Here is a 26,295-nt window from a genome sequence, read left to right as displayed (position 1 = left end):
AAGCCTTGTTTTAAAATCAAATCCAGTCCATAAAATTATAAAAATCCCGGTTCAGACACTCCTACCACAATGATCCAAACAATTAACCTTCAGAAACTCTTCGCAACCGAAGAAGTAGAAACCACCGCTCTCAATGGCATCAACATGGATGTTAAAGACGGTGAATTCGTGGCTATCATGGGCCCGTCTGGCTGTGGAAAATCCACGCTGTTGAACATCCTAGGATTGCTGGACAATCCGAGCGACGGCGATTACAATTTCTACGGCACCGAAGTCGCCAAAATGACCGAACGGCAGCGGGCACAACTACGCAAAGGCTCCATTGGCTTCGTGTTTCAGAGCTTTAATTTGATTGACGAACTGACAGTTTACGAAAACGTCGAGTTGCCGCTGCTCTATTTGAAAACACCACCCGATGAGCGCAAAAAGCGGGTTGAGGAAGCGCTGGAGCGGATGAGCATCATGCACCGGCGCAATCACTTCCCGCAGCAACTGTCGGGTGGACAGCAGCAACGTACGGCCATTGCACGGGCGGTTGTGGCGAAACCGAAGTTGATTCTGGCCGATGAACCGACGGGTAACCTCGATTCGAAAAATGGCGAAGAGGTGATGAAACTTTTAGGCGAACTGAACGACGAAGGCACGACCATCATCATGGTAACGCACTCACCCTACGACGCTGGTTTTGCCCACCGTATCGTGAATCTGTTTGACGGAAAAGTGGTGACGGAGAATTTCCACGTTTAAATTGTCTGACCCAGGATTTTCAGGATTTATTTGATTAGCATGATTATTCTGGCAAGCCCTAACTCCGGATTCGCATAAGTCCGGTCAATCATTTAAATCCAATAAATCCTGGCCGCGTCGGTGGTCCACTTAGATAATGTTTCGTAACTACGTCAAGATCGCTGTTCGGAGTTTGTTGAAAAATAAGCTCTATTCGGGCATCAATGTACTGGGGTTGGCATTGGGCATGGCGTGCAGCCTTTTGATCGGTTTATGGGTAAAAGACGAACTTAGTTATGATCGCTTTTTGCCTGATGCGGAGCGTATTCATTACGTACGGGTCAACTTTCCATACAACGGTGAAATTGTTACTAATTCGGTAACGCCCGGCCCGTTGCAGGAAGCCATTGCACAGAGCATTCCAGAAGTGGCCGCTGTAGCCAAGGTCAATTACGGACCTGAACTGCTGATTAAGGTCGGTGACAAAACATCGAAAGAAAAAGGTCGTTTCGCTACGTCGGATTTCTTTGGTGTATTCGATCTCCCCGTACTATATGGTGATCCCAAAGCATCTCTGGCGCAGCCTAACAAGATTGTCATTACCCGAAAACTAGCCGAAAAGTATTTTCCGGTTGGCTCAGCGCTGGGGAAAACGCTGCAACTCGATAATGATAAATTCTATACCGTTGGCGCCGTCATCGAAGATGTGCCACCTACTTCCTCGCTACCATTCGAGTGGCTTGTGAACTGGAAGGTGCAGGAGCAGGACTGGATGAAAACCTGGGGTAATAATTCCTTTCAGACCTTTGTCCGCTTGAAGCCTAACACGACGATGGCGCAGGCAGAAGCGGCTATGACAGGCATCTATCCGCGCTTTGCCGGTAAGAATTTCGAGACGGGTCGGCCAACGCTGCAACCCATTACAGACTTACACCTGTATGGCGAGTATAAGAACGGAACGTCTGTTGGTGGACGAATCGAATACGTTCGGATTTTTTCCCTTGTTGCTTTATTCATTCTACTGATTGCCTGCATCAACTTCATGAACCTGGCCACCGCCCGCTCGTCTATACGGGCGAAGGAGGTGGGCGTCAGAAAGGTAGTTGGCGCTATGCGATCCTCCTTAGTTGGGCAGTTTTTGAGTGAATCGGTGCTAACCAGTTTGCTGGCTGTTGTGCTGGCAATTGGTTTGGTCTGGCTCGTGTTACCTACCTTTAATACGGTATTCGCGAAGCAGTTAACGCTAAACCTCGGCGAACCTGTCCTCTGGCTCGTTATTGCGGCCCTCGTGCTGATAACGGGGTTTGTGTCGGGCAGTTATCCGGCACTGTTTTTGTCGTCACTGCAGCCGATTAAGATTCTTAAAGGCCGCTTGCAATTCGGATCGGGGCCAGCTTTGTTCCGTCGGGCGCTGGTGGTATTTCAATTTTCGCTGTCTATTTTCCTGATTGTGGGTATGTTGGCGGTAGGTAAACAAATGGATTACCTACGTACCAAAAACCTCGGCCTTGACCGGGAAAATGTGATTTACATACCGTTGGAGGGTGAAATAGCTCAACCTAAAAAGGTAGAACCCTTCCGTCAGGAAGTGATGCGGGCTCCTTCAATTGCATCGGCAACAACAACGATGTCGCTCCCCATCAATGTTCAGAGTAATTCGGGCGATTTGAACTGGTCCGGCAAAGATCCTACGCTGCAAACCACTGTATCAGCCATGGCCGTGGGCGGTGGGTTTATCAAAACGATGAACATCAAACTGCTGGGCGGTCGCGATTTTCAGGTAGACAGCCCCGCCGATTCATCGAATTACCTCATCAACGAAGCTACCGCGAAGCTGATGGGAATGAAAGATCCGGTCGGTAAAGAAATCCAGTTCTGGAGTGGCAGAGGCCGGGTTGTTGGGTTGATGAAAGACTTCCACCTAAACTCATTGCACCAGGCCATTTCGCCCCTGGTTCTGACATTCAATGCGTCGAATACCAGCTACTTACTCGTCAAAACCCGTCCTGGTCAGGCACAGCAGGCCATCGCCGATCTGGAACGTATCACCAAGGAGTTTAACCCGAATTATCCCTTCAATTATCATTTCATGGATGAAGAGTACGAAAGCCTGTACCGTAGTGAACAGCAGGTGAATACGCTCGTCAACTACTTCGGGCTATTGGCTATTGTGATTTCATGTCTGGGTTTATTTGCCCTTGCCGCCTTTACCGCCGAGCAACGTACTAAAGAAATTGGTGTACGCAAAGTGCTGGGTGCCAGTGTGCCAAACATTGTTGGTTTGCTCTCGAAAGATTTCCTGAAACTGGTGCTGATTGCCTTGGTGCTGGCGTCACCCCTGGCCTGGTGGGCCTTGAGCAAGTGGCTGGGTACGTTCGCCTACCAGACGGAGTTGACCTGGTGGATATTCGGCGTAGCGGGTGTGACGGCGGTTGTCATTGCCTTCCTGACGGTGAGTTACCAGAGTATCAAAGCCGCCTTGACGAACCCCGTAACGAGTTTGAAGGCCGAATAATGTTGTAGAGACGCAACCGCACCGGCGGCCCGGCCTTTGCGTCTCACACCCCGTATGATCTTGCTAACGCAAAGGCCGGGCCGCCGGTGCGGTTGCGTCTCTACAGTAAAAACGTATTCAGGTCGAGGTTCAGGATTTCGGAAAAAGATGATTCGGTTGTCAGGCCACCATCGCCAAAACAGTACCGATGCCACTGGCCTGTTTTATAATTATAAATAAAGCCTTCACGGATTCCATACAGATCGTTGTCAACTAATTGAATAACTTTTTGTATGTCATCTTTTTGGCCTTTTGTCTTACAAACTTCAATAATGACTGGCGTTTCGTCGGAATCGTTATTGATCAGCGACAAGTCAGGAACAGGACTAACCTTAGAATCATCAAGCATTGTTTCAGGCAATGGTTCTAGTCGAATCTTTTTCTCGTGATAGTAAAGAATGCCCAGGCCGACAGTCAACCTTGAAATAATTCGCTGATGGTCGGCAGGAGCCCAAACACCTAGGTCTTCATGGACAAGTGACAGCGAATTTGTCGAAGGGAAATACATAGCCAATAGGGTTTCAACAAACATACCATAAAAGTTCATGTTCCGCAATTATCTCAAAATCGCCCTCCGCACCCTCTGGAAAAACCGTTCGCACTCGCTGATTAACATCGTTGGGCTGTCGGTGGCGTTTGGTACGTGTGTGCTGCTGTTTCTGACCGCTACCTTTGAATTATCGTATGATAATTTCCATACGGATGCCGCCCGGATTTTTCGGCTGAACTTCCTCTCCTCTAATCGCGACGGTACGCCGGATAAAGGGGGCACAATGCCTTTCCCAATTTCGCCCGCACTGAAAGCTGAATTTCCCGAGATTGAAGGCGTATCCCGCTACTTTAGTCGAAGTGCAACCGTTCGGCGAAATGAACAGACGTACGGAAAAGATGTTAGGATGGTCGATCCCGATTTTCTGCACATGTTTACATTTCCGCTTCGGAAAGGCAATCCGCAAAACGCCATGAGTAACCTGAGTGACATTGTCATCAGTGAAAAAATGGCCAGCGATATTTTCGGAAAGGAAGACCCAATGGGGAAGCCGCTTCAACTCCGCATGAACGATAGGTGGCAGGCATTCACCGTGTCGGGCGTTATTAGCAATGCACCGGCTAATTCTACGTTCGATTTCGATGCGCTGATACGTAGTGAAAATTCCGTGGAATACCAGATTAATAAAAGCCGCTGGGATTTTGGCAATCACGATGTATATGTAAAACTAAAACCAGGAACTGATCCGCAAACGTTGCAACGGCGAACGCAGCCGTTCATGGAGAAGTACTTTGCCCAGGATATAAAAGAGCATAAGGAGCAAGGTTACCCCAATAATGAACTGGGCTTCCAGAAAAGTCTGCTGCTGGCACCAATGCGAGAGGTGCATTTCGACACAGAAACGATGCACGGTGAGGCCATTAGCCGGACATATATCTACACGTTGATGTTGGTTGGACTGTTTATTCTGGCTATTGCCTGCATCAATTTCATTAACCTGACCGTTGCCCAATCACTTTCGCGGGCGCGGGAGGTGGGTGTACGGAAGTCGCTGGGTGCACAGCGGGTACAACTGTTCGGCCAGATCTGGGGTGAGACGCTTCTGCTTTGCCTTGTGGCTCTGGTAATTGGTCTGGGTATGGCCTATGTGGTTCTGCCTACGTTTAATCGCCTGTTTCAAAGCAATCTGTCATTAGCTAACTTCCTCAAGCCAAGTGTCTTAGCCGTTACGGGGGTGGGTTTCCTCCTCATTGCACTAGTGGCTGGAGGGTATCCATCCTGGTTCGTAACACGCTTCAACGCCGTGGAAGTGTTGAAAGGAAATGTAAAAATGAGTCGACCGGGTTTGCTACGTAATTCGCTCATTGTGACCCAATTTGCCATTGCCTGCCTGCTCATCGTTTGTACCCTGATCGTACGCCAGCAGATTACTTATCTTCAACAGAAGCCGATGGGCTTGGATAAAGAGCAGGTGATCAGCATTCCGGTAGGCACCGAACTTAAGGGGGACGTAGCGCTGAAGGCCATGCGCGACAGATTGGCTAATCAACCCAACATTGCTGCCATATCAGGTTCGGGCGTCAACATCGGAACAGGTTTAGATAATAGCTCGTCGCGGATGATGTTCGGTTTCCTGTACGGTAAACGAGATATCACCTGCGACTGGCTTCGGGTAGACACCGATTATCTGAAAACAATGGGTATCAAGTTGTTACAGGGTCGTGATTTCAGCGCTGATTTTGGCACCGATTCGAGCACGAACATTCTGATTACGCAAAGTATGGCGAAAAAGTTGGGCGAGGCTAATCCCGTTGGTAAGTTCATTAAACCCGACAACAAACAGTTCCAGATCGTTGGCGTCGTGTCGGACTTTAATCTATACTCGCTGCACCAGGAAGCCCAACCTATCGCTCTCCAAATGCAACCTAACTCCCCGATCAGCTACGTGCTGATTCGGGTGAATCCGCAGAACCTGACGGGGGCTATGGAAACCATCAAAGCGGCCTGGAAATCAATTGCGCCTAAACAGGAATTTATTGGTTCGTTTCTGGATGAAAATACCGAGCGCTGGTATCGAAAAGAACAGCGGTTGTCCACCATTTTTTCGTCGGCTGCGGCCGTTGCTATTATGCTGTCGTGTATGGGTTTGTTTTCCATTGCCCTGATTTCGATTCAGCAACGGACCAAAGAAATAGGGGTCCGTAAAGTGCTGGGTGCCAGTATTCCCAGCATCGTTGCGATGCTTTCCAAAGACTTTCTGAAACTGGTATTGGTCGCCATCCTGATTGCCAGTCCGATTGCATGGTGGGCGATGGATAAATGGCTCGCCGACTTTGCCTACAAAATTGACATCGAGTGGTGGGTATTTGCGCTGGCAGGTACATTAGCTATCGCAATCGCCCTCGCTACCGTGAGTTTCCAAAGCATTCGGGCGGCCCTGATGAATCCGGTCAAATCACTTCGGTCTGAATAGCCTGGAGCAAGGAGCCTGGGGCATGGTTTTCGCTCCTTGCTCCACGCCCCTTCTGTCCACTGTCGAACAAAATCTGTCCGATAGTGGACATTTTTCTGTTGTTTAGTTTGCTAATATGCTGAAAATTAAGCATTTGTATAAGTGGCATGATCGTGGTAGAGAAATCAGTAAAACTTCCTCTTTTACCAACATTTACTACTTGAATCATGAAAGCTCAACTTACTTTTCTTAGCATCTTTATGAAAGTATTGTTGATGGGACTAGTTCTTGCCGGTTGCTTTATGGCCAAAGCGTGACAGATCGCTACGTTCAGAATAAATGGCATAGGGCGGTCCGTCGTTACGCGGTCCGTCGTTACGGTAACCCCGGTTTCAAGCCCCATGCATGACGACAGACCACCCCACGCCCTTATCCCCATGCCCTTACCTCTATGCTTGTAAACTATATCAAAATCGCCTGGCGGACGCTTCGCAAACAACAGGGTTTTACGTTCATCAACATCGTTGGTTTAGCGGTTGGGCTGGCTTGCTGTATGCTCATTATGCTCTACGTGCTGGATGAGTTAAGCTACGACCGTTACAACGCCAAAGCCGACCGGATTTACCGCATTCAGGCCGACATTAAGTTCGGCGGGAATGATATGCACTTTGCCGTTTCGCCCGATCCAATAGGCCCGACGCTTAAAAAAGATTACCCACAGGTTGAGCAGTTTGTGCGCCTTCACCAGCGCGGAACGTGGCTGGTGAAGCGGGTCGGTGAGCCAACGAGCTTACGCGAAGATAATATCACCTTCGCCGACTCAACGCTGTTTGATGTATTCACGCTGCCCCTCGTATCGGGTGATCCCAGGCGGGCATTAGCCGAACCCAATACGGTGGTTATCAGCGAGTCGGCGGCTAAGCGGCACTTCGGTAGCCAGAATCCAATGGGCAAGCCAATGCTGTTCGACAACAACAAGACCTTCAAGGTATCGGGCGTTATGCGCGATATGCCCCAGAATTCACACTTCCGCAGTGATTTCTTCCTGAGCATGCTCAACGATAATTATCCTTGGGGGCAGTGGCTCAGCAATAACCACCACACCTATATCCTGCTTAAACCGGGTACGGACCCGGCTATTTTTTCTAAAAACTTTGATGCCGTTATCGAAAAGTACGTTGGTCCGCAGGCATTGCAGTTGGTTGGTACGTCGATGGAACAGTTTCGGAAGGCCGGGAATCAGATTGCCTTCTGGATGATTCCGCTCACCGATATTCATCTGCACTCAAAGCAGCAAGTTGAACTGGCACCAAATGGCGACATTCAGTACGTCTATATTTTCTCCGCTGTAGCTCTGTTCATTTTGCTGATTGCCTGTATCAACTTCATGAATCTGGCCACCGCCCGCTCGGCAAATCGGGCGAAAGAAGTAGGCGTCCGGAAAGTGATGGGTTCGGAACGGAAACAACTCATCGGGCAATTTATGACCGAATCAATCCTGACAACGGTGTTGGCTATGTTGCTCGCTGTATGTCTTGTTACTGTGGCCTTACCGGGCTTCAACACCATTTCGGGAAAAACGATGAGCATCGCTCAGCTCGTATCACCCTACTATCTACCCCTGCTGATTGCCCTGCCCATACTCGTTGGTCTGCTGGCCGGTAGTTATCCGGCGTTTTTCCTGTCCTCTTTTCAGCCGATTACGGTGTTGAAAGGCAAAATTAACGTCAGTTTCAAAAGTGTTGGACTACGTAGCGGCCTGGTCGTTTTTCAGTTCATGATGTCGGTAGTACTCATTGTCGGAACGATTATCGTATACCGGCAAATCACCTACATACAAACCAAAAACGTGGGTTTCAACCGCGATCAGGTCATGACGGTTAACGGGGTGTATGCCATGGGTAAACAGGCCGAAACGTTCAAGCAGGAAGTACTACGTTTGCCGGGCGTAATCAGCGGGAGCGTTTCAGGCTATTTGCCTACGCCTTCCAACCGGGGTGATACGTCATTCTTTCCTGAAGAACAGACCGATCTGAACAAAGGGATTAGCATGCAGTACTGGGGCGTTGACTATGATTATGTAAAAACGCTGGGGATGCAGGTTGTTCAGGGACGTGATTTCTCGCGGGAATTCGGCTCCGATTCGTCGGGTATACTGGTAAATGAAGCAGCGGTAAAGATTTTAGGGTTTAAAAACCCGCTTGGCAAGCGAATCTGGCGGCCCGACGACCCACAGCTTAAAACTAAAAAAGTATATACCATCATTGGGGTTATCAAAAATTTCCACTTCGAGTCACTACGTCGCAATATTGGGGCTTTATCGCTTGTGCTTGATGCTAATTCAGGGGCGGCTTCCTTCCGAATCAGCCGTGCGAATATGCCCGTGCTGATGAAGGAAATTGAAGCTAAGTGGAAACAAATCGCTCCCGGCCAGCCATTCAGCTACCAGTTTATGGACGATAGCTTCGATGAGATGTACCGGGCCGAACAACGTATCGGCACCATTGCGCTCACGTTTGCCGCACTCGCCATCCTGATCGCCTGTCTGGGTCTGTTCGGACTGGCGGCTTTCATGGCTGAGCAACGTACTAAAGAAATTGGCGTACGCAAAGTACTGGGGGCGTCGGTTGGTAGCATCATTGGTCTTCTTTCCAAAGACTTTTTGAAACTGGTATTGATTGCGATCCTCATTGCATCGCCATTGGCCTGGTACGCCATGAGCCAGTGGTTGAAGGACTTCGCCTACAAGATTGATATTGAGTGGTGGATGTTTGGGCTGGCGGGTTTGCTGGCCGTAGGCATTGCCCTATTGACGGTGAGTTTCCAAAGTATTAAAGCAGCCCTGATGAATCCGGTCAAATCACTACGGTCTGAATAGCGTGGAGCAAGGTGCATGGAGCAGGGACGGTCCGTCGTTACGACAAAACCGCGCTCCATGCACCTTGCTCCACTCCAATCCCTATGCCCCATGCTAAAAAACTACATCAGAATCGCCCTGCGCAATCTGGCGAAACATAAGGCGAACACGGTCATTAACGTAGCGGGTCTGGCCATTGGCATGGCGTGTTGCCTGCTGATTGTTTTGTATGTTACCGATGAGTTGAGTTATGATCAGCACTGGCCGAATGGGGAGCGAATTTACCGGATGGCCCTTGAGCGCCGGTATCCCGGACGTAGCACTAAATATGCGATTATCCCGCCATCCTATGCCCAATCGGTAAAGAAAGAAATACCGGAAATAGAGCAGACCACGCGCGTATTTGACTTCGGTAGCAACCAGCCAACGCTGTTCAAACTAGATGGACACACCGTCGAAGAGAAAGGCTTTCTGGTCGTCGATTCAACCTTTTTTCAGGTATTCCAGACGCCACTTTTGCGGGGGCAACCTAATCGGGTGCTCAGCCGGCCAAATACCGTTGTTTTAACCGAAAGCACCGCCCGGCGTTTGTTTGGCCAGACCAATCCTATCGGAAAAGTACTGGAGATTGTACAGGGACCGAAATTAGAAATAACCGGTATCTGCGCAGATGCTCCAGCCAATGCTCATTTCACCTATAATTTCCTGTCGTCCACGCGCGGTTTTCAGGAAGCTGAACAAGTCAATCACATCAGCTTTGCAGCACATACGTATCTGTTGCTACGGCCTGATACGCAGCCCGAAACCGTTGAAACTAAATTGCCCGCTGTAGTCGAAAAATATGCATCGGGCGAAGTAGAACGAAATTTCGGTGTTTCCTACCGTGATTATGTGAAGGCCGGAAATGGGTACTTCTATTTTCTACAACCACTCCGCAGCATTCACCTCGACTCGCATCTGGAAGCGGAGCATTTGACGAATGGCAGCCGGTCGTTGGTATCCGTTTTCTCGATTATCGCGGCTTTCGTCCTGTTGATTGCCTGCATTAATTTCATGAATCTGGCCACGGCCCGTTCGTCGGAGCGGGCAAAGGAAGTGGGTATTCGTAAATCGCTGGGCTCCACAACCAACCAGCTGGCCGCTCAGTTTCTGACCGAGTCGGTGTTGTTAAGTTTATTCAGTTTAGTGGTAGCGCTGGTGTTGGTTGCCAGCCTGCTTACGCCATTCAATACGTTGGCGGGTAAATCGCTTACGTTGTTGTCGCTGGTACGTTGGGAAACCTTGCCTTTGCTCCTGGGCGGAGCGGTGCTGGTTGGTCTGTTGGCTGGTAGTTATCCCGCGGGCGTGCTATCCGCCTTTGAACCGATCAAGGTCCTGAAGGGTAAGTTTTCATCGACCCGTCAGGGGCATTCGCTACGTAATGGACTGGTCGTCTTTCAATTTGCTATATCTGTGTTGCTGATTGTCAGCACGATTGTTGTGTTCAGCCAATTGAATTTTATTCAGCAGAAAGAACTGGGCTTCACAAAGGAATCGGTGGTTAAACTAAAAGGCGCCGGTTTTCTGGATAAAAATACCGACGCTTTCAAGCAGGACGTAGCAAAACTGGCTGGGGTGGCGAGTGTAGGCGGCACGAGCAGCACCCCCGGCGAGGAAGGTTTTTTTGGGATTACGTTTCGCAAAAACGGCGAGAATGAAACGGTTACAGGGAAGGGTTGCGTCGTCGACGACCAATACCTGCAAACACTACGTATGAACATGGCCGCCGGACGGCCCTTCAGCCGTCAGTTCGATGACTCGCTGTCGGTTATTCTGAACGAAGAAGCGGCCCGGCAAATAGGGTTGTCCGATCCCATCGGGAAACAGATTACCAGTCCCGATAATCTGGCGCAACGTGGAGGGGCATCTGTCAATTACACCGTTGTTGGTATCGTTCGTAATTTTCACTTTGGTTCGTTGCACCAGCGTATCAGCCCCCTGTTTGTGCTAAATGACCGGCTTTTTCGCCGGGTTAATAACGAGCTTGTCATACGCGTGCGCGCCGATGAGCCGGGGGCTGTCGTAAGCCAGGTTGAACGGGTGTGGAAGCACTATTTGCCCGATCAGCCTTTTCATTATTCGTATCTAGCGGCTGACTGGGGTGCGTTATACCAGTCGGAGCAGGTGGCCCAACGGATTTTCGGGGTGTTTGCCTTGCTGGCGATTTTCATTGCCTGTATGGGGTTGCTGGGATTGGCGATGTATGTTATTCGGCTGAGAACGAAAGAAATTGGCATTCGGAAAACGTTGGGAGCCTCCATTCCGGATTTGGTCGCCTTGCTCTCCAAAGACTTTCTTAAATTGGTTTTCATGGCGATTCTGATTGCCTCACCCATTGCCTGGTATGCGATGGACCGATGGCTACAGGATTTTGCGTATCGCATCGACATCGAGTGGTGGGTGTTTGCGGTAGCGGGCCTGCTGGCGATCGGAATCGCGGTGCTGACCGTCAGCTTTCAAAGTATAAAAGCCGCTCTGATGAATCCCGTAAAATCATTACGTTCCGAATAAATAGCGAGGAGCAAGGAGCAGGGCATCAACGCCAAGTTCCATGCCCCAAGCCCCGTGCACCAATCCCCTATGCTACGTAACTATCTCAAAATCGCCGTTCGCAATCTGTGGAGAAACAAGGTTTTCTCTGGCATTAATGTAACCGGGCTGGCTGTCGGGCTGGCTTCCTGTTTGTTGCTATTCATGTACATTTCGCATGAACTGAGCTACGATGATTTTCAGCAAAAAGCTGATCGCCTTGTGCGGGTAACCATGGAGTACAGCATGGAAGGGCGGGTGGCTAAAATACCACAAACGGGCACCAAAGTAGCACCGGAATTTGGTCGTCAATTTCCGGAGATCGAATCGGGCGTTCGGATGATCAATCGGGAAGCTGTTGTGCTCAATGGTGATCGGCAATTCAGCGAAAAGCGACTTGTGTTTGCCGATTCGGCTTTCTTCACCCTGTTTTCATTTCCGCTGCTAAAGGGTAATCCGCAAACAGCGTTAGTGGGTCCCAACGTAGTGGTGTTATCCGAAACGACAGCACAGAACTATTTTGGTGCTGTAAACCCGGTCGGGAAAACACTACGGATCAATACCGGCGGCTCCTTTCGGGATTATTCAGTAACGGGCGTCGTTGCTGATTGTCCGGCTAATTCGCAGATCAAGTATGATTTGCTGGCGTCATTTACGACCCTCTCGGCGGCCAAAACAGAAGAATGGTATTCGTCTAACTACGCTACGTATTTGCTGCTACGGTCGCCTGAGGCTATCGCTCCGTTACAGGCGAAGATTCCGGGCTTCATGAAAACGCAGTTCAGCAAGGATGAAATGTCGGCTGGCAGTTACCTGACGTATAATCTCGAACCACTCCGTCAGGTGCATCTGCACTCAGACGTGGAAGGAAGTTTTGAACCCAACGGCGACCTGACGTATATCTATATTTTTGGGTCGATTGCGCTCCTGATTCTGGTGATAGCCTGTGTCAACTACGTGAATCTGGCCACGGCGCGGGCTGTGGAGCGGGCGCAGGAAGTGGGGGTGCGGAAGGTGATGGGTGCCGTGCAGGGGCAATTATTCGGGCAGTTCATTGGCGAATCGGTAATCGTTACGTCGGTGGCCTTGTTGCTCGCCTTGCTGCTGGCGGGTCTAATGCTCCCCTTGTTCAATACGTTATCGGATCGGCAGTTTTCGTTTGCTGTCTGGCTTAAACCGGGCAATCTCCTGTTACTGCTTGGTATTGGCGTAGTCGTTAGCTTGATAGCGGGGAGTTATCCGGCGTTGGTGCTGGCGCGGTTTCAACCCATTCGGGTGTTGAAAGGTCAGTTGAAAGTGACTGGAGTGGGGCAGTTTCGTAAGGGATTGATCGTTTTCCAGTTTGCCATTACAGCCTTCCTCATTACCAGTACGTTGCTGGTTCGAAATCAGTTATCGTATATCCAGCAAAAAAAGCTGGGGTACAGCAAAGACCATGTATTGATGTTGCCTGTCGATAAGCAGGTTCTTGCGAAAATACGGTCGATAAAAAGCGAATTTCGTCAGAATGCCGACGTGCAACAGGTGTCATTAGCCTCAGAATCACCCGTGTTTATCAATGGTGGCTATGGGGTACGCCGGGCCAATATGCCAGATGGAGCGTATAAGATGGTCGCAGGATTACAGATTGACGAGGATTTTATTAAAACAGTTGGACTGCATCTGGTAGCAGGCCGCGACATAACCCAAATTGATGTAGAGCAGGCTAGCGTTCCCGACGGTGATAGTCTGAATTATTATCATTTCATTCCAAATGAATCGGCGGTAAAAGAGCTTGGCTGGACACCAGAGCAAGCTATCGGTCAGAAAATTGAGATGAATGGCCGAAAAGGTGAAATCAAGGCTGTCGTGGCTGACTTTCACTTTGCATCCCTAAAGCAGAAGATTGGACCGCTTCTTCTCTTTCCGGAAATGGGCGGGGAGGTTTTGTTGGTGAAGTTATCGGGTAGTCAGTTGCCAAACACGCTTCAATTTATGGAAAGCAAATGGCGGACGCTCGTGCCCGACCGCCCGTTCGCCTACGAATTTATGGATGAGGAATTTAACAAACTCTACGCTGCCGAAACACGTACCGGTCAGATTTTCAGCGTCTTTGCATTTCTGTCGATCTTTCTGGCCTGCCTGGGTTTATTTGGATTATCAGCCTACACCACGGCACAACGTACCAAGGAGATTGGGGTTCGCAAAGTATTGGGTGCGAGTGTCGCCAGCATCATTACGTTGCTGGCTAAAGACTTCCTGAAACTGGTTTTCATAGCCATCCTCATCGCCAGTCCACTGGCGTGGTGGGCCATGAACAGCTGGTTGCAGGACTTTGCCTACAAGATCACAATCGACGGGTGGGTTTTCGCCCTGGCGGGCCTACTGGCCATTGGCATTGCCTTACTGACGGTGAGTTTCCAAAGTATCAGAGCTGCGCTGATGAACCCGGTGAAGTCGTTACGGTCGGAGTAGTGTAGTGATGCTACTCACAGCGTTGCCCGTCCAGTCGAAAGTAACGGACTGAAACAGGCATTTCGGCTGTTGTATCGACAAAGCCTTTCAGGGCGAACAGGCCAATGTATTTTGGCGTCATACCAAATTCGTGGGTCGTGACTTCCTTAAATGAGAAATTGTCGACGGGGCTGGCCGAGTATAGAAACCGAAATTTCTGACCCTGTTTCTCAATCCTGAAGGCGAAGTTTTTAAGGTTCGTTGTGGCGATACGTCGGTCATCGGCAGTGGCTAGCTGAAACAAGGGCTGGTGCACAAACTCTTCCAGATTAGCGTGCCCTTTGCCATAGGCCGCAATGGCCTGAATGAGGATTTCGCCGGGTTTGACGTAGCCGCCAAAGTAATTGTTGTAGGAAAGTGATAGCCGAATGCTTTTACCCGAGAAAAGGGTGTCTTCCAACAGCAAAAGACCCGCCTGCTGCCAGTTGCTATCGGGTACAAAATCATTGAAGTGAACTTCTGTATAGAAACAATCATCCAGAATTTCGTGCAACAGTAAATTCTGGACGCGTGGCACTTCGCCGGTTTTGGGCCAGTTGTCTCCTTTGAGCGTAAAAAGTGTCAGGTGATTTGGTTTCTCGGCTCTGCGACTCCAGAACCGGGCGTTTTTATCCTGCACAAACCACCCATGCTGCTTGAGATATGACTCGTCGGTAGCATGGAAATCTTCCTGCAACTGTGCCAACTCCGAATGCTGTAAAAACAGATATAAGCCAAGTAGTACCGCTGTTGCGAGTCCCGTAATGATTGCTCTTGAACGACGCTTTGCTGGGCTATTTTTGGAAATTTCCGGCTTAGGAAGTAGACCAGCTTGTTCGCGATAGCGGAACCAGTAGGGAAAATGTTCATCCGTTTTTTTGCGTTCCGCTTCCGATGTAGCAGGAGCGCCAAGTACGTAGCGTGCCAACGTATCGAGCGTGGCTACCGACGGATTTTCCTGCTTTCCTGATGAGGGGTTGAGCACATAAGCCGCATAATTTTTTATACTCTTCCAGCCAATAACAAGTCCTGTATGTTCCTCTATTTCGTTGCTCAGGTGTTTGCTCTCCGGCTCAGAAAGCGGTTCACTCAGCGGATGGCCGAAACACTTCATGACTACCGCCTTGAATAGATCGGAAAATGCCCGCCGGTCGAAATCATCCATCTGTATCCACGGGCTTCAGCCCGTGCGTGTACGTTAAATCACGGGCTGAAGCCCGTGGATACCATATCGGAATTGTGAATGTCGTAACGTTTCCGCCCGAATTCCGCTGTTTTTTTCTCTGGTGACGAAGATTTACGAAAAAAAACGTCCCCCATGAAAAATGTCCTGCTGCTTATTTTTTGCGTTACGTCCCTGTCTGGCCAGGCTCAGCAGCTCCAGCTTCACTATGATTTCAGGCATTCGATAAACGCGACGCTCAATCGACGAAATTTTGCCTCGCTGACGTTCGAGTATTTCAAGGGAAACGATTCGACCGGTTCTTTCTTGTTGAAAACGCAAACCGACTTTACGGGCGAAAATAATAATGTCGGTCAGATTTTTATACAGGTTTCCAGGAATCTACGATACTGGCGGCCTAAAATTCAACTGGCGCTGACCTACAGTGGCGGCTTAGGGATAGCTCCACCGGCTTACGGCTATTACCTCACCAATACGTTTGGCGTTGGCGCGGCTTATCCGTTTCAATGGCGGGGGGCCTGGTTTAGCACGAGTGTCGTGTATCGGTACAGCGCTTTCCCGAAGCCGAGCCACGACCCACAACTTACGTTTTACTTCGGACGGGGCTTCTTCAATTACCGGATTATGGTTGCGGGAAGTCTGGTTGCGTGGAGCGAAAACCGAAACCAGGGCAATGATTTTACGAAAGAGATGAGTGGCAAAAAAGTAGTCTTTTTTGGAGATCCCCAATGCTGGGTGAAACTTACAAAAGCGGTTTCCATTGGCTCCCGGATTAATCTGTTCTACCACGTATTGACAGACGAAAACCAACTGCAGGTTTATCCCACGCTGGCGTTGAAAAATCAGTTTTGACGTAGTGTGGGGCAGAGGGGTAAGGGCATGGAGTAGTTAATTGACCTCTGCCCTTACCCGCTGCTTGACGCAACTTAACAATTTTTAACGGCCTACTAATCAGGAAGAAAGGTAAACAGTCGATACTTTCACGTAGTAAAAATCATCTCGTATAAACGGTTGGCCTTATGCTTCAGAATTACATCAAAATTGCTTTTCGTAACCTGCTTCGGCGACGGTTCTACGCCTTCGTAACGCTGGTTGGCCTAACCGTTGGCATTACGTTTTTGCTGCTCATCAGCAACTACATTCAGGGCGAACTGAGCGTGAATCGACACCTCCGAAATCCTGGTCAGCAGTATCTGGTACAAAGTCGTTGGAGAGAACCAAATATGGGTATGGATTTTACAACGCTGGCGCCCATCGGCCCGACGCTCAAGCAGTTATATCCGGCGCTGGTGGCCAATTATTACCGATATTACGGGGTTTCGGCTAACGTATCGAATGGGGAGAAGCATTTTCGGGAGTCGATTCAGATTGGGGATTCTACGCTGTTGTCGATGTTTGGTTTCCCGATGGCTTTCGGCGATCCACAACGGGCGCTTCTCGAACCCAACTCCATTGTTATTACAGAAGCCATTGCCCAAAAGTATTTTGGTAAAACGGATGTCCTTCGCCAGCAACTGACGATACAGACGCCGGCGGGTGGCAAACAGGTTTTTATCGTTACGGGTGTGCTGCGTGACTTGCCGAAGAACAGCGTTACCAACCTCACGCCAACGCCTGATGTGGTGTTTATTCCCATGCGGAATGTCAGCTATTTTATGGCCGAAGCGTCAATGCGTTCCTGGCAGAATCAGTACATTCCAACTTACCTGGAACTGCAACCGGGTGTAACTGCCGATAAGTTAACTAGGCCGATGGCGCAGTGCCTGGCTATCTACGCACCACCGGGTTTTAAGCAGAATTTGCAGGTTTACCTCAGTCCACTAGAGACGTATTATCTGAAAGGCCAGAACGGTTTAGTCGAAAAGATGGTGCTTGCGCTGACCTTGATTGCTGTATTTATTCTCCTGATGGCGGTGGTTAACTTCGTGAATATCACCATCGGCATGTCGGCAACGCGGCTGCGCGAAATTGGTGTGCGGAAGGTGCTGGGCGGGTTGAAAAAGCAACTTGTCGGGCAGTTTCTGGCCGAAGCGCTGTTGCTGACTCTCGGTGCTACGTTACTGGCGTCGGGATGTCACGAGATCTTCCGGCCGATGTTTGGCGGCTTGTTAGGCCGCCCCATACCATCAATAGCCGACTGGTCCCCGGTGGCATTTGTGGGATTGGCGGGTCTTGTGTTGTTGATTGGTGTATTGGCTGGTAGTTATCCGGCTTTTGCGTTGTCAAGCTTGCCGTCGGTTGAATCTTTGAAAGGAAAACTGGTCGCTTCGGTGCAAAAAGGCATCGGATTGCGCCGGGCCCTGATTGTGTTTCAGTTTACGATAGCTATCGTTGTTTTCATTGGTGCATTGGTGATCGGTCGGCAGGTAGCGTATTTCTTTAGCAAAGATCTAGGGTACCAAAAAGAAGCTTTGTTGTCGGTGGCCTCGGTGCCACGCGATTGGTCGCCCGCCGGTGTACAGCGCATGGAGGGCATCCGTGATCAACTGGCGCGCATCCCGGGCGTTAGCGATGTAAGTTTTTCGTTTGAAATTCCCGATGGACGAAGCAGCGGCAATGGGCAGCTTTTTCGACAAGGGCGTGATAGTAGCAGTGCGGCTGTGGTTACAGTACTGACCACCGATGAACGATTTGCCCAAACCTACGGACTCCGCTTGCGGGAAGGGGAGTTTTTTCATGCCAATGGCAGCAGTTATGATTCAACGCGGGTGGTTTTAAATGAATCAGCCGTTCGGGCACTGGGCTGGGCTGAGCCTGCTAAAGCGATGGATCAGTTCGTGCGGCTGCAGGGTAGTAATCGGGTGTATCGGGTAGGCGGTATTTTGGCTGATTTCCACTTTGGGTCCCTCCACAGAGTGATTGAACCGATGATTATTCTGCCCGTTCGGGCAAATACCATCTACCGGTATTTCTCTTTCAAACTTAAAGCTGATCCGGCCAGCGTGAGTCGTTTGCCAGAAACGGTAGCCGCAATTGGGCAGGAGTGGACACGGCTTTTCCCTGAAGCGCCCTTCGAGTATTCGTTCATGGACGATACGCTCCAGAAACTCTACCAGACCGAACTACAACTCCAAAAAGCCTCGCGACTGGCTACTACGTTGGCGTTAGTGATTGTACTGCTGGGCGTACTGGGATTGGTATCGCTGAACGTAACCCGCCGAACCAAAGAGATTGGTATCCGAAAAGTGCTTGGATCATCGACGGTCGGTATCGTCAATCTGTTTATGAAGGAATTTATCCTGATCCTGCTGTTTGCCAGCCTGATTGCGTGCCCCTTAGCGTACTACGTATTAACCGACTGGCTAACCCACTTTGCTTATCGCACAAACTTATCCTGGTTGCCATTCGTGTCAGTGGTCAGTACGTTAACGATACTAACTGGATTGATTGTCAGCACGCAGGCCATCCGAGCTGCCTTAATGAATCCAGTGCAAAGTTTGCGTAGCGAATAAATCCCGCCGGGCCGCCTGTGTGGTTCAAACAAGAAATTGATTCAGGTCTAATTGCAGGACCTCTGAAAAAGAGGTTGACTGAGTCAGGCCGCCGTCCCCTTTTGTATACCGATACCATTGAGTCGCTACGTAGTCGTAAATAAACCCTTCCAGAATACCATAGTCATCGGCTTCAAGCAGGGCGATTACCTTTTTGAGGTCTTTGCGCAACCCATCCGTATGGCAAACCTCAATAATGATAGGAGTTGTCCGAGCTTCGTTGTTGTATAAAATTAAGTCAGGAACAGGGCTTGCCTGGCCTTCATCAAGCATGGTTTCGGGCAGTGGTTCAAGTTGTATAGAACGTTCGCGGTAGAAGAGCGGCCCAAGCCCCGCATTGAGTTTAGAAATGACCCGCTGATGTGCCTTGGGGCCATAAACGCTCATATCGTCGTTTACGTAAGCTAATTCAAAAGCGGCTGGATTATACATAGGCCTTGAGGGATATAAACAAATTTAATGAAAAAATGACTAATGTACCTCGGTCAATATATAAGGCAGCAGCGTTTTGGATCGCGTGGCCGGATTCAGGAATGGGTACGTTAACTGACTGACATGATAATAAGGAAACACCGCCAGTGTATGCGTAGTAAAACCTCTGGCGGATAATGAATCGGCGTATTCGGCCGTTGTAAATACCTGCTTCGGGCCTGACTGAATCTGGGCACGTAAGGCCGAATCGGTGCGGACGTAGTATGTTGGGGCGTTGGCATAAAACTCGTATGTCCAGAAACTTCCACCGCCGTTTCCCGTACCGGGTTCATAGAGCACGGTTGGTTTTTTTGCTAAAGCTGGTTGTGTGTTTACATAGTCGGCGCCTGCCATTCCCGCCTGATACTGCAGAAAGGTTGGGTACAGAAACAGATTCAGTGAGCCCGCCAGTACCAGCATGGTTCCCACCATTCGACCCATCAATGACAGCAGGCTGTTCTGCCGGAAAAGGGCGAAAAAGATAAACGTAATGACCACAAGCCAGCTTAAAGCGCTCCCCAATTGATTCGGTTGCACCAGCCATAACAAGGCTCCCATAAGTAGGACCAATAGCAAACCAATGATGGTCTGGCCAATCGTCCATCGGCGCATTGCCAGGGGCGTCAACATGACCAGAAACTGCGCTGTCAGAACAGCATAAAACGGAAAAACAATATTCAGGTAGTGCGGCAATTGAAAACCCGACAATGAGAACAGCACGAACGTAGCCAGGCCGGACCCAAGCGATACGTATTCTGGCAGGATCAGTTTTCGCCTGGTAAGCCCAAGCAGAGCTTTGCCAATCCCCAGATATAAAGGCAACGACCAGGGAAGAAATGCCCAAAGCAATGTGTGGACAAAGAAGAACGGATCGCCTTCGCCTTTGATAGGACCTGTATTAAAGAACCGCCCGAACTGACTATCCCAGAAGAAAAACCGTACGCCCGACACCCCCGTTTTGCCAAAAATGACCTTTTCAGGATGCAGATCGAACTGTTGATACAAACAATAAATTTCGGGTAGAGTGAACGCAAACGACAAGGCCACGGCTACGTACCAGCGTCCTTTAAGCAGTTCACGCCAATGCCCCGTCAGGAGCCAGTGCAGCACTAACCCTGCACCAATGGGTACGAGCACGAAAACACCTTTTGTCATCAGGGCACAGCCGGTCAGCAAAGAGCCAAGCAGCAGATGATAAAACCGGGCGCCCAGAAATACACGGTAGAAATGATAGACCGGCCCGATAATGACCAGCATCAGATAGGGTTCGGCCCGCACATCGCTGTTGGACAGCACACCGTGGAAGGCCGTCAGTACTACTAACGTAGCGACCTGTGCTGTTAGTTTTGAATACGTCAGCCGGGTAAACTGGTACGTATACACCACACTGCCAAGAAAAAACAGTAAAGCCGGAAACTTATACCCGAACGTAGTAATGCCGAAAATCCTGAAACTGATAGCCGCCACCCAAAATGGAAAATGTGGTTTGTCGAGCCAATCGCTCCCCACGGCGTACAGATTAACGAAATCCCCGGATTGGGTCATCGTTTTGGCAATAGTGGCATAGAGCGCGCCATCGGGTTCCAGAATGAGCGGAAACAGGCCGGTTGCATTCAGGAAAACGCCAGCCGCTACCAGCGCATAAAACCAGCGATCGCTAATAGGAGAAGATGAGTAAACGTCAGTCATTCGCAGGCTTTTACGGTCAATTCTGTCAAGTAGTCGTTTTATTATCTTTACGGTTCAATTGACTAAATGACAGCCAATTACCACCCGATAACGACAACGACCATCTACTGACCATACTGACCGCTTAACGACTTTTTATCGCCAAAGTACGTAAGAAAACCGTAATTCGCTGTTGAATCGGTACAGACGTGCAACAAATCGGTCAGCTCTTTATCTTTAGTATATGCAAGACGCAAAACTTTTACTCGTTGACGATGATCCCGACGTATTGCTGGCAGCCCGGCTGCTGCTTAAACGACATGTAAATTCGGTAGACATCGAAAAAAACCCCGAAAAGCTCCCGTTTCTGCTCAATAATAACCGCTACGATGCGATTGTGCTGGACATGAATTTTCAGCGCGATGTCAGCAGTGGACGCGAGGGGTTTGCCTGGCTTGATCGTATTTTGGATATAGACCCCAAAGCCCGGGTCGTGTTATTTACGGCCTACGGTGATGTGGAGATGGCCGTTCGCGCCATAAAGGCTGGCGCCGTGGATTTTGTGCTGAAGCCCTGGCAGAACGATAAATTTTTAGATACCATCCGTGGCGCTGTCGAAGGCCGCACAGATCGGGCTGGCGGACTGGAAGGAGCGGGTTCAGTAGTAGGCAAGGAGTCGAACGGAAAAGAGCAATCCGATAAGAAATCGACCAAACAGACCAGCATTATTGGTTCGGCCATGCGCCCGGTGCTCGACACAGTTGAGCAGGTAGCCCCAACCGATGCCAACGTATTGATTCTGGGTGAAAATGGCACGGGTAAAGACCTGATTGCCCGCGCTATTCACGACCAGTCGTTACGGAAGGACAAACCATTCGTGAGTGTTGACGTAGGTGCCCTGACCGAAAGCCTGTTCGAGAGCGAATTGTTTGGGCATGTTAAAGGAGCCTTTACGGATGCTCGTGACGACCGGGCCGGACGATTTGAAGAAGCCAATGGCGGGACAATCTTCCTGGATGAAATCGGTAACCTAACGCCCGCTCAACAGGCTCGACTGCTTACTGTTCTGCAACAACGACAGGTAACGCGTGTTGGATCAAACAAAGCCCGTCCGGTGGATGTACGCTTAATTTGTGCCACGAATGCTGATCTCAACGAACGCGTTGCGGAACGGGCATTCCGGCAGGATTTGCTATACCGGATCAATACCATCGAACTGCATTTGCCGCCCCTGCGTGAACGTCCCGCCGATATTGGACCGCTGGCTGAGTTTTTTCTGAAAAAGTATGCCAAGCAGTACAACCGGTCGGTGTCAGGACTGAGTCCGGCCTTGCTGGCCGAGATGAAGCAATACCGCTGGCCTGGAAATGTTCGGGAACTACAACACGCTGTCGAACGGGCTGTTATTCTGGCTCGGCCGGAGCTGGGCCAGGGGATAATGCTGCAACCGGAGAGTTTCGTTTTCAGGAATGGTACGTCCGTGTCGTCGCCCGTAAATGAAACGCTGCAGTTAGAAGATATGGAGCGGCAGTTGATTCATCAGGCCATGCAAAAACATCGGGGCAGCATTACCGACGTAGCACGGGAGCTGGGTTTATCAAGGCAGGCGTTGTATCGACGCCTGGAGAAGTTCGGACTTTAAAGGTGACATCTTGTTTATAACAAGATTTAGCTAAGCCGATCCAGTAAAAGCGTTAAAATCTGTTGTTGAGTTTTCTCTACCTGAGCAAATTTTTGATTCACTTCCTGAAAGCCCTGCTGGACTTCTTGCCGTAAGCCATCAATTTGATTTTGTTGTTGCTCAAATTGTTGATCGACCGAATCGAATCGTTGACCGACTTGTCCAAACTGTTGACGCATTTCAACCGTCAAATCAGCAACGCCTTTAGCTGCTATTTTGGCATTGGTATCCGCACGGAGAGCTACCTCCAGAATCTGTCCGTTCGATTCAATCAAGCGGTCAGTTTTTTGAGCTACGTCGGCTAATACAGGTTCGATTTGATCTAAACGTTTATCGGGTGTCATGCAGATGGCAGTATTTGAGGTAAATATACGAATTGTTCTTTCTGAATGACAAAATACAACGCTGTGCCAAATTAAGTCTCAAACTGGCTGTCCCAATTCGTTGGCGATGGCTTCTCTTGCTAACTTAAGAATCTCGTCTGGTGTACGTCCGGTGGGTTCAATGCCGGGCAATACGTCCCACGACATGCGGGTGAAAGAGGTTAGCGGAAACAAGCCTTTGGGATTAAATCGGCCTGTTCCCCGGATGGCAATGGGTACAACCAGCGCTGAGGGTGCCCGCTTGAGCAACGTAGCGACGCCACCCGTTACGAACGGACGCATCTGATACGTTGCGGAACGCGTTCGGGTGCCCTCCGGGAAAATCATGGCCGACAGATTCTGCTGCTGAATGAGTTTACCCAGCCGGGCAATCTCGACGATGGCCTGCTTCGGGTCTTTGCGGTCGATGAGTGCGGCTCCACTCTTGCGCAGGTTATACGACACGCCGGGGATTCCATGCGCCAGTTCGATTTTCGAGACGAACGTAGGGGTATATCGACGAAGAAACCAGATGATCGGCGAGATGTCGAACATACTCTGGTGATTGGCTACGAAAATAATGGGGCGGTCGGTGGGCAGGTTCTGGTTATTTCGAAAGTCAATGCTGCTGCCGGTCAAATACCAGCCATACGCAATACTGGCGTTCATCCAGTCTACCGTTTTTTTGTGGGCGGGTCGACCAAACAAATTAAACGCAACGAATTGCATAACGTGGTAAACACACAAGACCAGGCCAAAGTAAAGCAGGTAAATAACGCTCAATACGTAATCAACTATTTTTTTCATATAAGGGAGGTTGCCGCAATTCTGCCGCAAAATTAACGATCACCTGATTTTTATCAGGTAGAAATACACAAGTCGAAATAATTCAATCGGTTATATTGCCGAACTTTGCGGATAGTTAGATTTATTGTTCATTTTCAGTGTTGAGTATTACATGAGCTTATCAGGCACGCGTTTGGATGTTATGCGATTCGTCGGCGAAAAAATCGACGTCTCGATGGAAGAATTCCTGAAACCTATTGAGACGAACTGGCAACCGACTGATTTCTTGCCCGATACGACAAAGGAGACCTTTCTGGAAGAGGTTAAGCTGCTTCGTGAAAGTACACGTGAGCTTTCCTATGATTATGTAGCCGTGCTGGTGGGCGATACAATTACCGAAGAAGCACTACCAACCTACGAGTCGTGGTTGATGGATATGGAAGGCGTTACGCAGGGCGATCCACACGGCTGGACGCGCTGGATTCGGAGCTGGACCGCCGAAGAAAATCGCCACGGTGATCTGCTTAATAAGTTTCTGTATCTATCGGGGCGGGTGAATATGCGGGCGATGGAAGTATCGACACAATACCTCATTGCCGATGGTTTCGACATCGGTACGGGCAGAGATCCCTACCGTAATTTTATTTATACATCGTTTCAGGAACTGGCTACCAACGTATCGCACCGTCGGACGGCCACGCTGGCTAAACAGGCAGGCTGCACCCAGTTGTCGAAAATCTGTGGCGTTATAGCCTCCGATGAGATGCGCCATGCGAAAGCGTATAAATCATTTGTCAGCCAGATTTTAGAGGTCGATCCCTCCGAAATGATTCTGGCTTTCGAAGATATGATGCGTAAGAAAATTGTGATGCCTGCTCACTTCCTGCGCGAAACCGGCGTTAAAATTGGGCAGACGTTCAGCCATTTTTCCGACGCAGCTCAACGGTTGGGTGTTTACACGACTCAGGACTATATCGATATTGCCGAATCGTTGCTCGTTGACTGGAATATTGGCTCTGTTACGGATCTTAACGATGCCGGACAACGTGCCCGGGACTATCTGATGGCGTTACCCGCCCGGTTACGTCGGGTAGCTGAGCGTACCAAAGTGCCTACGCTTGAGTATCCATTTAGTTGGATTGCCTCATAGCATGACTCGTTTTGCAATCGGTATTGGCTGGCGCATTGGGGGTATCGTCGTTTTAACCAGCGCGATAACTTATATTTATATTCAGGGTATTAATGGCCTGATGCTCTTTCCTTTACTGAGTGCTGAATTATTTTTAACCATTAACCTATACCAGTTCGTTACCAGCCTGAACCGTAAATTAACGCGGTTTCTGGAATCGGTACGTTACTCCGATTTTGCGGTTGCCTTTCGCGCCGACAGTGATCTTGGTCCCTCGTTTAATGGATTAAACGACCAGTTCAACGAAGTGCTGGATGCGTTTCGGCAGGCGCGGGCGGAGAAAGAAGCTAACCTGCACTACGTTAATACAATTGTGCAGCATGTGAGTGTGGGTTTGCTCACGTTCGATGCGTCCGGGCAGGTGGAACTGGTCAACCAAACGGCCCTGCGGTTGTTGGGCATTTATCGGATACGAACCCTCAACGATCTCAACAGTACACACCCTGAACTGGCGGGTTTACTCCGGGCGGCTACGCTTGCGCCAACACCAGTTTCCTATCAGACCGGCACCGATGGAGAACTGTCGGTGCGGTGTACGGCGGTGCGGTTGAGGGGCCGGTTAATTACGGTCGCTTCAATGCAAAATATCCGTTCTGAATTACAGCAGCGTGAGCTTGACGCGTGGCAAAATCTAACGAAAGTGTTGCGTCACGAAATCATGAACTCAATTACGCCGATCGTGTCACTGGCGGGCACGATGCGCGATATTGTCGAAACAGATTTGCTTCCGTTGTCATCGCCCGAAAGTTCACTCAACATGCCACCGTTTGTGGCTGAGTCGATCAATGATCTGCGCGACGCCCTGACAACTATTGAGCAGCGGGGGGCTGGAGTGATGCAATTTGTTGACGCCTACCGCCATTTTACGACCATTCCCCAGCCAGTTTTTTCCGACGTGTCGGTTGAACAACTACTACGTAACGTAGTACAGTTAGTGCAGCCAGATGCACAAAAACAAAAGGAACAGATTGTGGTAGCGGTTTCGTCACCAAACCTGGCCATTCGGGCCGATGCTGCTCAGATTGAAATGGTATTGATAAATCTGCTTAAAAATGCGGTAGAAAGTCTGGGTAAAAACGTAACGCCACTAATTCATCTTGATGCGGAGGCTGCCGGTCCGCGTGTAATTATCCGGGTGACCGATAACGGTCCGGGGATTGAACCAGAAGCACTGGAACAGATTTTTATTCCCTTCTATACGACTAAGAAAACGGGGTCGGGCATTGGGTTAAGTTTATCGCGGCAGATTATGCAACTCCACAACGGCCAGCTCACGGCCGAGTCTACACCGGGTGAAGGCAGTACGTTTAGCCTGGTGTTCTGATTTTGGTTATACTTACAGAAA

The 26,295-nt window shown here is 49.7% G+C and carries 17 protein-coding genes; 11 read left to right on the top strand and 6 right to left on the bottom strand.

Going from position 1 to position 26,295, the window contains the following annotated elements; all coding sequences use genetic code 11:
- Nucleotides 1–69 precede the first annotated feature (69 nt).
- Both ACYVEA_RS07690 and ACYVEA_RS07685 read left to right on the top strand, forming a co-directional pair.
- A complete protein-coding gene (locus ACYVEA_RS07690) occupies nucleotides 70–747 on the top strand; it encodes an ABC transporter ATP-binding protein (RefSeq protein ID WP_093829044.1) in 678 nt (225 codons plus the stop codon).
- Between the two features lie 136 nt (nucleotides 748–883).
- A complete protein-coding gene (locus ACYVEA_RS07685) occupies nucleotides 884–3,241 on the top strand; it encodes an ABC transporter permease (protein WP_461112780.1) in 2,358 nt (785 codons plus the stop codon).
- 100 nt (nucleotides 3,242–3,341) lie between these two features.
- Here ACYVEA_RS07685 and ACYVEA_RS07680 read toward each other — a convergent pair whose 3' ends face one another.
- A complete protein-coding gene (locus ACYVEA_RS07680; protein ID WP_461112971.1) occupies nucleotides 3,342–3,788 on the bottom strand; it encodes a hypothetical protein in 447 nt (148 codons plus the stop codon).
- 37 nt (nucleotides 3,789–3,825) lie between these two features.
- On the opposite strand from ACYVEA_RS07680, the gene ACYVEA_RS07675 reads away from it, so the two are divergent.
- The 4 genes from ACYVEA_RS07675 (at nucleotide 3,826) to ACYVEA_RS07660 (ending at nucleotide 14,101) form a co-directional block, all read left to right on the top strand.
- Nucleotides 3,826–6,243: an ABC transporter permease gene (locus ACYVEA_RS07675; protein WP_461112779.1), complete on the top strand. Its 2,418-nt coding sequence runs from the start codon at nucleotides 3,826–3,828 to the stop codon at nucleotides 6,241–6,243.
- A gap of 430 nt (nucleotides 6,244–6,673) precedes the next feature.
- The gene (locus tag ACYVEA_RS07670) at nucleotides 6,674–9,100 is read left to right on the top strand and encodes an ABC transporter permease (RefSeq protein WP_461112778.1); all 2,427 of its coding nucleotides are present in this window, start codon (nucleotides 6,674–6,676) and stop codon (nucleotides 9,098–9,100) included.
- A gap of 90 nt (nucleotides 9,101–9,190) precedes the next feature.
- Nucleotides 9,191–11,629: an ABC transporter permease gene (locus ACYVEA_RS07665; RefSeq protein ID WP_461112777.1), complete on the top strand. Its 2,439-nt coding sequence runs from the start codon at nucleotides 9,191–9,193 to the stop codon at nucleotides 11,627–11,629.
- A 69-nt stretch (nucleotides 11,630–11,698) separates the two neighbouring features.
- Nucleotides 11,699–14,101: an ABC transporter permease gene (locus ACYVEA_RS07660; RefSeq protein WP_461112776.1), complete on the top strand. Its 2,403-nt coding sequence runs from the start codon at nucleotides 11,699–11,701 to the stop codon at nucleotides 14,099–14,101.
- Between the two features lie 10 nt (nucleotides 14,102–14,111).
- Here ACYVEA_RS07660 and ACYVEA_RS07655 read toward each other — a convergent pair whose 3' ends face one another.
- Nucleotides 14,112–15,284 (bottom strand): hypothetical protein, encoded by a 1,173-nt coding sequence (locus ACYVEA_RS07655; protein WP_461112775.1) that lies wholly within the window; start codon nucleotides 15,282–15,284, stop codon nucleotides 14,112–14,114.
- A gap of 153 nt (nucleotides 15,285–15,437) precedes the next feature.
- Between ACYVEA_RS07655 and ACYVEA_RS07650 the strand changes: the two genes are divergently transcribed.
- Together ACYVEA_RS07650 and ACYVEA_RS07645 are read left to right on the top strand one after the other, a co-directional pair.
- Nucleotides 15,438–16,154 carry a DUF5020 family protein gene (locus ACYVEA_RS07650; protein WP_461112774.1) on the top strand — a complete coding sequence of 239 codons (717 nt, stop codon included), beginning with the start codon at nucleotides 15,438–15,440 and terminating at the stop codon, nucleotides 16,152–16,154.
- A 167-nt stretch (nucleotides 16,155–16,321) separates the two neighbouring features.
- Nucleotides 16,322–18,754 (top strand): ABC transporter permease, encoded by a 2,433-nt coding sequence (locus tag ACYVEA_RS07645; protein ID WP_461112773.1) that lies wholly within the window; start codon nucleotides 16,322–16,324, stop codon nucleotides 18,752–18,754.
- A gap of 24 nt (nucleotides 18,755–18,778) precedes the next feature.
- On the opposite strand, the gene ACYVEA_RS07640 is transcribed toward ACYVEA_RS07645, so the two are convergent.
- Together ACYVEA_RS07640 and ACYVEA_RS07635 are read right to left on the bottom strand one after the other, a co-directional pair.
- A complete protein-coding gene (locus ACYVEA_RS07640; protein ID WP_461112772.1) occupies nucleotides 18,779–19,225 on the bottom strand; it encodes a hypothetical protein in 447 nt (148 codons plus the stop codon).
- 39 nt (nucleotides 19,226–19,264) lie between these two features.
- Nucleotides 19,265–20,953 (bottom strand): ArnT family glycosyltransferase, encoded by a 1,689-nt coding sequence (locus ACYVEA_RS07635; RefSeq protein ID WP_461112771.1) that lies wholly within the window; start codon nucleotides 20,951–20,953, stop codon nucleotides 19,265–19,267.
- Between the two features lie 223 nt (nucleotides 20,954–21,176).
- Between ACYVEA_RS07635 and ACYVEA_RS07630 the strand changes: the two genes are divergently transcribed.
- Complete coding sequence (locus ACYVEA_RS07630; RefSeq protein ID WP_461112770.1) at nucleotides 21,177–22,574, top strand: sigma-54-dependent transcriptional regulator; 1,398 nt, start codon at nucleotides 21,177–21,179, stop codon at nucleotides 22,572–22,574.
- A gap of 26 nt (nucleotides 22,575–22,600) precedes the next feature.
- On the opposite strand, the gene ACYVEA_RS07625 is transcribed toward ACYVEA_RS07630, so the two are convergent.
- Nucleotides 22,601–22,957, bottom strand: coding sequence for a hypothetical protein (locus tag ACYVEA_RS07625; RefSeq protein WP_461112769.1), 357 nt, complete (start codon nucleotides 22,955–22,957; stop codon nucleotides 22,601–22,603).
- Between the two features lie 78 nt (nucleotides 22,958–23,035).
- Nucleotides 23,036–23,782, bottom strand: a complete 747-nt coding sequence (locus ACYVEA_RS07620) for a lysophospholipid acyltransferase family protein (RefSeq protein WP_461112768.1) — start codon at nucleotides 23,780–23,782, stop codon at nucleotides 23,036–23,038.
- A gap of 151 nt (nucleotides 23,783–23,933) precedes the next feature.
- Here ACYVEA_RS07620 and ACYVEA_RS07615 point away from each other — a divergent pair, with 151 nt between their 5' ends.
- Together ACYVEA_RS07615 and ACYVEA_RS07610 are read left to right on the top strand one after the other, a co-directional pair.
- Nucleotides 23,934–24,911, top strand: a complete 978-nt coding sequence (locus ACYVEA_RS07615) for an acyl-ACP desaturase (protein ID WP_461112767.1) — start codon at nucleotides 23,934–23,936, stop codon at nucleotides 24,909–24,911.
- Nucleotide 24,912: 1 nt separating this feature from the next.
- Complete coding sequence (locus ACYVEA_RS07610) at nucleotides 24,913–26,274, top strand: sensor histidine kinase (RefSeq protein WP_461112766.1); 1,362 nt, start codon at nucleotides 24,913–24,915, stop codon at nucleotides 26,272–26,274.
- Nucleotides 26,275–26,295 lie beyond the last annotated feature (21 nt).

The sequence above is a fragment of the Spirosoma jeollabukense genome (assembly GCF_054777855.1).
The sequence above is the reverse complement of the archived record's forward strand: the minus strand, read 5'-3'. Positions and strand labels throughout refer to the sequence as shown.

Bases quoted from the DNA above. Each gene is read 5' to 3' on its own strand.
- ACYVEA_RS07690 (WP_093829044.1), top strand. From the start codon at position 70: ATGATCCAAACAATTAACCTTCAGAAACTCTTCGCAACCGAAGAAGTA.
- ACYVEA_RS07685 (WP_461112780.1), top strand. From the start codon at position 884: ATGTTTCGTAACTACGTCAAGATCGCTGTTCGGAGTTTGTTGAAAAAT.
- ACYVEA_RS07680 (WP_461112971.1), bottom strand. From the start codon at position 3,788: ATGTATTTCCCTTCGACAAATTCGCTGTCACTTGTCCATGAAGACCTA.
- ACYVEA_RS07675 (WP_461112779.1), top strand. From the start codon at position 3,826: ATGTTCCGCAATTATCTCAAAATCGCCCTCCGCACCCTCTGGAAAAAC.
- ACYVEA_RS07670 (WP_461112778.1), top strand. From the start codon at position 6,674: ATGCTTGTAAACTATATCAAAATCGCCTGGCGGACGCTTCGCAAACAA.
- ACYVEA_RS07665 (WP_461112777.1), top strand. From the start codon at position 9,191: ATGCTAAAAAACTACATCAGAATCGCCCTGCGCAATCTGGCGAAACAT.
- ACYVEA_RS07660 (WP_461112776.1), top strand. From the start codon at position 11,699: ATGCTACGTAACTATCTCAAAATCGCCGTTCGCAATCTGTGGAGAAAC.
- ACYVEA_RS07655 (WP_461112775.1), bottom strand. From the start codon at position 15,284: ATGGATGATTTCGACCGGCGGGCATTTTCCGATCTATTCAAGGCGGTA.
- ACYVEA_RS07650 (WP_461112774.1), top strand. From the start codon at position 15,438: ATGAAAAATGTCCTGCTGCTTATTTTTTGCGTTACGTCCCTGTCTGGC.
- ACYVEA_RS07645 (WP_461112773.1), top strand. From the start codon at position 16,322: ATGCTTCAGAATTACATCAAAATTGCTTTTCGTAACCTGCTTCGGCGA.
- ACYVEA_RS07640 (WP_461112772.1), bottom strand. From the start codon at position 19,225: ATGTATAATCCAGCCGCTTTTGAATTAGCTTACGTAAACGACGATATG.
- ACYVEA_RS07635 (WP_461112771.1), bottom strand. From the start codon at position 20,953: ATGACTGACGTTTACTCATCTTCTCCTATTAGCGATCGCTGGTTTTAT.
- ACYVEA_RS07630 (WP_461112770.1), top strand. From the start codon at position 21,177: ATGCAAGACGCAAAACTTTTACTCGTTGACGATGATCCCGACGTATTG.
- ACYVEA_RS07625 (WP_461112769.1), bottom strand. From the start codon at position 22,957: ATGACACCCGATAAACGTTTAGATCAAATCGAACCTGTATTAGCCGAC.
- ACYVEA_RS07620 (WP_461112768.1), bottom strand. From the start codon at position 23,782: ATGAAAAAAATAGTTGATTACGTATTGAGCGTTATTTACCTGCTTTAC.
- ACYVEA_RS07615 (WP_461112767.1), top strand. From the start codon at position 23,934: ATGAGCTTATCAGGCACGCGTTTGGATGTTATGCGATTCGTCGGCGAA.
- ACYVEA_RS07610 (WP_461112766.1), top strand. From the start codon at position 24,913: ATGACTCGTTTTGCAATCGGTATTGGCTGGCGCATTGGGGGTATCGTC.